Origin of the sequence: uncultured Microbulbifer sp., assembly GCF_947489355.1 — a bacterium.
In the GTDB taxonomy this organism is placed as follows: domain Bacteria; phylum Pseudomonadota; class Gammaproteobacteria; order Pseudomonadales; family Cellvibrionaceae; genus Microbulbifer.
The window spans coordinates 1-5,049 of record NZ_CANLDD010000105.1 but is presented as its reverse complement, the minus strand read 5'-3'; the positions used below and the strand labels follow the sequence as shown (position 1 = coordinate 5,049).

The 5,049-nt window shown below is 48.4% G+C and carries 3 protein-coding genes; all 3 read right to left on the bottom strand.

Features of this window, described 5'->3' with window-relative positions:
* Window positions 1-93: 93 nt before the first annotated feature.
* A complete protein-coding gene (locus tag Q1A48_RS20525; protein WP_299948614.1) occupies window positions 94-537 on the bottom strand; it encodes a hypothetical protein in 444 nt (147 codons plus the stop codon).
* A 202-nt stretch (window positions 538-739) separates the two neighbouring features.
* Entirely contained in the window at window positions 740-1,834 is a 1,095-nt protein-coding gene (locus Q1A48_RS20520) for an alkaline phosphatase D family protein (RefSeq protein ID WP_299948612.1), read from the bottom strand.
* Window positions 1,835-2,585: 751 nt separating this feature from the next.
* The gene (locus Q1A48_RS20515) at window positions 2,586-4,781 is read right to left on the bottom strand and encodes a hypothetical protein (protein ID WP_299948610.1); all 2,196 of its coding nucleotides are present in this window, start codon (window positions 4,779-4,781) and stop codon (window positions 2,586-2,588) included.
* Between the last annotated feature and the right edge of the window lie 268 nt (window positions 4,782-5,049).

The following is a 5,049-nucleotide window of genomic DNA, read 5'->3' as shown; positions in this document are numbered from 1 at the left end:
CTACGTTGTTTACTCATTGAACACCTCTGTCTCAGGCAGCGACTTTACCACCTAAATTGGTGTCCGGGATTAGTAGATCACTACAGAGCCTGTTTATAGTGCGTGGGATAAAGCCGCAACCCGCTCCGCCATGGCATCATCGGCCATCCAGCATCCCTTGCCACCGCGTACATGCACTGGATAGTGACAGAGCCAGCGCGTGACCGATAGCGGGTTGAGTAGCATCACGTCTTTCACTTCTTCCAGGCGGCCATCCAGCATAAAGCGCATCTGGTTCAGGCTGCCCTGCACCGAACGATTGGTGTTGGTGTCAAATTGTACCGCCCCCAATGCCAGTGCTGCGCGGCGCACCTGATTGTCTGGCAGGCCCATATAGGCCAGCGATGCGGTAAAGGCCTCTTTAAACCAGCGGCCCAAGTCCGCCAATTCCGGCTTCCGAAGCCCGGGCAGGAAGACGGTATAGCGGGTTTCATCATGGCAGAACAATAGGCAATTACGACGGTGAATCACATAAAGGTGCCCATGCCAGCTGCCCAATGGGCTGTTTTCCGTGAGTGATTCAGTGGAGACTGCCGGGAGCCTGGCGGCCAATCTTTTGGTGCAATGAATGATCATTTGTATTGATGTTGAAAGGCTTATTTATTCACAATACAAGACAGTTTGACTTATAAACCCGGCAATCTCCACCTCTTTGCACACATGGCGCGCATGTGAATTGTTCGGCTCACTCCGCACCCACTCACGCAGTCTCTTTGATCTGTAAGTCATTCAGGGCCACGGTATGCGAGATTTTGGCGTTACCATTGATGTCGCAGATTTGCAGGGTAATTTCTGTGTTGCTTCCCTGCCAATCTATCGCGATTTGGCCGAAGTTTTTTTCCGCGAAATAGAGATCATCCTTACGGTATTGATTGGGGCTAACCTGTGACCAGGTGTTCGTTAAGCCACTTGAAGTCAAATCGTAGAGTGGGTAGGGAACGCCCTCTGTTTGCCTGGACAACTCCGCCCAATGCGTATCACCGCTCACAAAGATAACGCCGTTTGCCCGGGTCTTCTTAATTAAACCGAGCATCCTGTTTTTATCTGCAGGATAATTTGCCCAGGCTTCCCAGCCGGTAAAATCTGCCAGGAACTGAATGCTGGAGCCAATAATTCTTAAATCGGCAGGTTGCTCCAGCTGCTTTTCAAGCCACTGCCATTGTTGTTCAGACATCATACTCCGCATATCTTTTGCCGGACTATAAGGCCCCATTTTTCTGATATGCCTGCCCGCCTCTGCCAACATGCCCACTTTATCAATTGCGGCTCTCTCATAGCGAAGATCAAGCAGAATCACCTGTACACGAGCATCAGCAGGCCCGTAATAGTAGCTGTGATAAATGCCGTCGTCCCGACGTCTTGGGCTGTCCAGTTCACCCCAGAATTTGAGGAAAATATCTCTGGATTCCTGCTTCTTTGGGTAATCAATGCCAGCATCGTTCATACCATAGTCATGATCATCCCAAGTAGCAATAACATTGCACTGGTTCCGAATGGCTGCAAAGTTTTTGGCTTGCTGTTCATAGATACTCGCCATAACCTCCATGTCTTCCGTGTCTGCATAAATATTGTCACCCAGGAAAATAAACAATTCCGGGTTCCTTGCAATCACACTATTCCATATTAATTGGGGCTTGTTTTGATCACAGCAGGACCCAAACGCAATACGGCGCAAGGCAGGGGAATCCGGCAGATCCAGAGAAAGGCCAAGATTTGCCAGGGAATTCTGGGCCAGCGAGAGCCCTGCTGCAGAAAACATGCCTTTAAGTACAGTTCTGCGATTAATTTGTTTCATCTCTCTTATCAAGTACCCTAATCGAAAGATTATCCAATATATGATTTTCTTGTTAAAAATTTATGACTCTCAATCAGATGCTTGCAACTGTATTCGCAACAGGCGGGGAGCACAATAGATCCTGAGCTAGGGCAACCCCTGTCATCACTTGCAATTTTACTGTATCTTGCATAGCTGCCACACCACGTCTACTGCCTCATTCTCAATACCCTCGAAAGAGACCTACAGGGTTTCCCTTGCCGCAACTTTCCAAAGGTACCAAAAGCGTTAACTGGTTGTCGGGAGGGTGACAGGGACAGCGAAAACAATAAGAACGACACTCTATCGCTTACCTGGGCCTTTATGAGGTGGTTTCTTTCAATACAATTGGGAGCCCAGGGATAATACATATGACCAGCACAAGTCGGCTAAGGCACACAGATCAAGGCTGAATTTTTTAGGAGCGGCTGGTGCTGCCTGCAAGACAAATACAAAAGGCTCCGCAATATCGAGCTTTGTGCTTATGCATTTTCAAGAAAGTTACAAAGTTCTTTGAACTCATTGCTCACTTTTGGCATTCTTTTGATCAAAGTATCCTGATAATACTTTGTATAGAATAATTTCGGCAATGGTATAAGAATGACATGAAATAAAGCCTCGCATTGCCAATACTTCGATGCAGTGCCGCCCATAGGTTCACAAAAAAAATAATGGAACCAGCGATGGCTCACCTCTGTCATTCTTCATCACCTCTACTCTAAATACGCCCAGATCAATAGATGGGCGTTAATTCACCGGAATTGAGGCGCATTTCTGGTGAATTTACTGCATCTACGCCACTGCTATAGGGATTCACCGCATTGAATATTGCCGGATCAATTTGCGTGAAGTCTTCCACCCCATTTTGTACAGCAGATTTCAAGCCTTGGGCAGCCTGCGCGCCGGCTATGGACTGAAGTTCGTCCCCCGTGCTGGAAAAAACAGGAATCTGGCCAATAAAATCTGGCTCATAATAGGTTATTGAAACAATCTCAACCAGGTTTGTGGCGTCCATACGCAGAGGATTTACGGCACTGCCAATTAAAGCCCACGGCTGGGCCTCAATCCCCAGCTTTACCACACCTGCAGTAATATGGGTATCGCCATAGGTTTCAGCAGTCAGGTTTCCAAAACTGGTACTGGCCAGTGTTACAGTACCCCGCCCTGCATTGATTTCATCAATCACAAGATCCCCCTGAGCCAAGATGCTGATATCAATATCTCTGCCGGAGGTAGAAACGCCCAAAATATTTACTTCTGTCTCAATATCAAGATCCCCAGCAACCGTCAAATTCGCCCGGTCAGCTTTAAGACGTCCTCCGATAGTTTCTATTGAACTACTGACAACACTAACATCACCTTCGCCATCATAGCCCAAATACATGCCACTCCTGGTAAATACCACACCTGCGCCACTCTGGTTCAAGATACCGGAACCAGTATTTTCAGTGGTGAAATCAAAGCCTAAATCCGTCTCCAGGGTAAAGTTGTTTGCGGTGTTCTCTAACCATTCAAAGCCGTCAAATCGTATATTGCCTACTGAATTCCCTGTTGAGAATATTTGCCAAATACCATCAGCAAGGGTGTACTGGAATGCATCATTTCCAATGCCTCCAAATAGCTCTATTCCCGGGTTGCTTACAGTATCCACCTGTACATAATCATCCCCCTGACCCAAGGAAATGGTGTCAATAACCGTACCAGAAAGTACTACCGAATCATTACCTGCTCCAGTATCAATTTCCGTAAGTTGACTACCGCCCAAAGTGAACTGATCAACACCGCTACCGGCAAATATCGATTCAACACCACTAAATATCAGGGACCTGCCATCGCTACTGACACGCTGCTGTGAATCATTAATAGCCCAGCTTGCATCAATATCAGCACCCTGTATAACATCATTTCCGCTGCCCGCGATTAAATTATTGAGATCAGCAAAGGCTATACCCCCAATGGTCATTGTATTCAAACTGCTGAACACATACTCACTATCAATATCTTGACCGGTGTAAGTTCCAGTTCCTTCAACCAATTCAAGGTTCTCAAACAACACAGAAAGGCTATTGATCGTGGCTTTAGCACTGCGGTTGACTAAAGCACCCTCCTTAAGAATAGAGGTCCAGATAGCGCCTTCCGCTGTTACGCTATCATTGCCATCTGCTCCGTCAACGATATCCAAACCAGCAAAATTAATGCTGGCCACGCTAATATCCCCATTGATGGAGAGCCCAAAGTGATCGTCTCCACTAGTTCCCAATAATACACCGCCACGCCCAATATTATTGACGCTATCCAACCCGTCAATTCGAATTCCGGCGGTTTCAAGGGTATTGCTTCCCGCCAATTTGAAGATGGCTGAATCAATCGGGTTTTTAAGGGTTCGCGTTGTCGCACTATGGATACCAGCAAAAGTAAGCGCACCCGCGTTCAGTTGATTATCACTGCCAGTCAATGTCAAGCCATCACTGTAGGCAAGAGCGTTGAGACTGTCGCTGCCACCCCGGCCCTGCACCGCAGACAGGCCGGTAAAGCGCATTTCATAGGTTGCCACCTCACCGCCGGCGCCCAGGGTAAAGGTATCGCTGTCGGCAGTACCCAGCAGGTTGGCATTTTTAGCGGTAAGGGTTTCCACTTCAGAGAACAGGATACCGCTGTTGCGGGCTTCTTTATTGTTGCCGGTCAGTAACCACTCGGCACCTTCGGCTCCGTTGACCGTGTCGATACCGCCAAGGGCATCAACGCTGCTGATACCGCTAAAGGCAATATTATTGGCCATCAGCGCATTCAGGTCGGTAATTTCGAACCTGTCCTCGCCATCCGAGCCCGCCAGGCTGTCGCCTGTGACACTGTCGATCTCGCCAAAACGGATTCCACTGGTTACGGCTTCCTTACTGTTGCCAGTCAGGCTTACCAGATCCAATGCCACCAGGCTGTTACTGCCCGAACCCGCATTGACTGTATCCACTTCGCTGAAGTTGATGTTCGCTGTATTCAGGGTATTTGTGCCGGTGATGGTAAACAGGTCATCCCCACCGCTGCCGGTTAAAAGCGCTGTAGTCGCACGGAAAATACCCTCGAATGCAAGGGTGCCAGCTCGCAACTGGTTATCGCTGCCATTCAATGTCAGGCCATCAATGTAGGCAAGGGCATCAAGACTGTCGCTGCCACCCCGGCCCTGCACTGCAGACAGGCCG

What these genes read in the sequence shown, in the direction of transcription:
- Q1A48_RS20520 (WP_299948612.1), bottom strand. Translation starts at nt 1,834, where the DNA reads ATGAAACAAATTAATCGCAGAACTGTACTTAAAGGCATGTTTTCTGCA.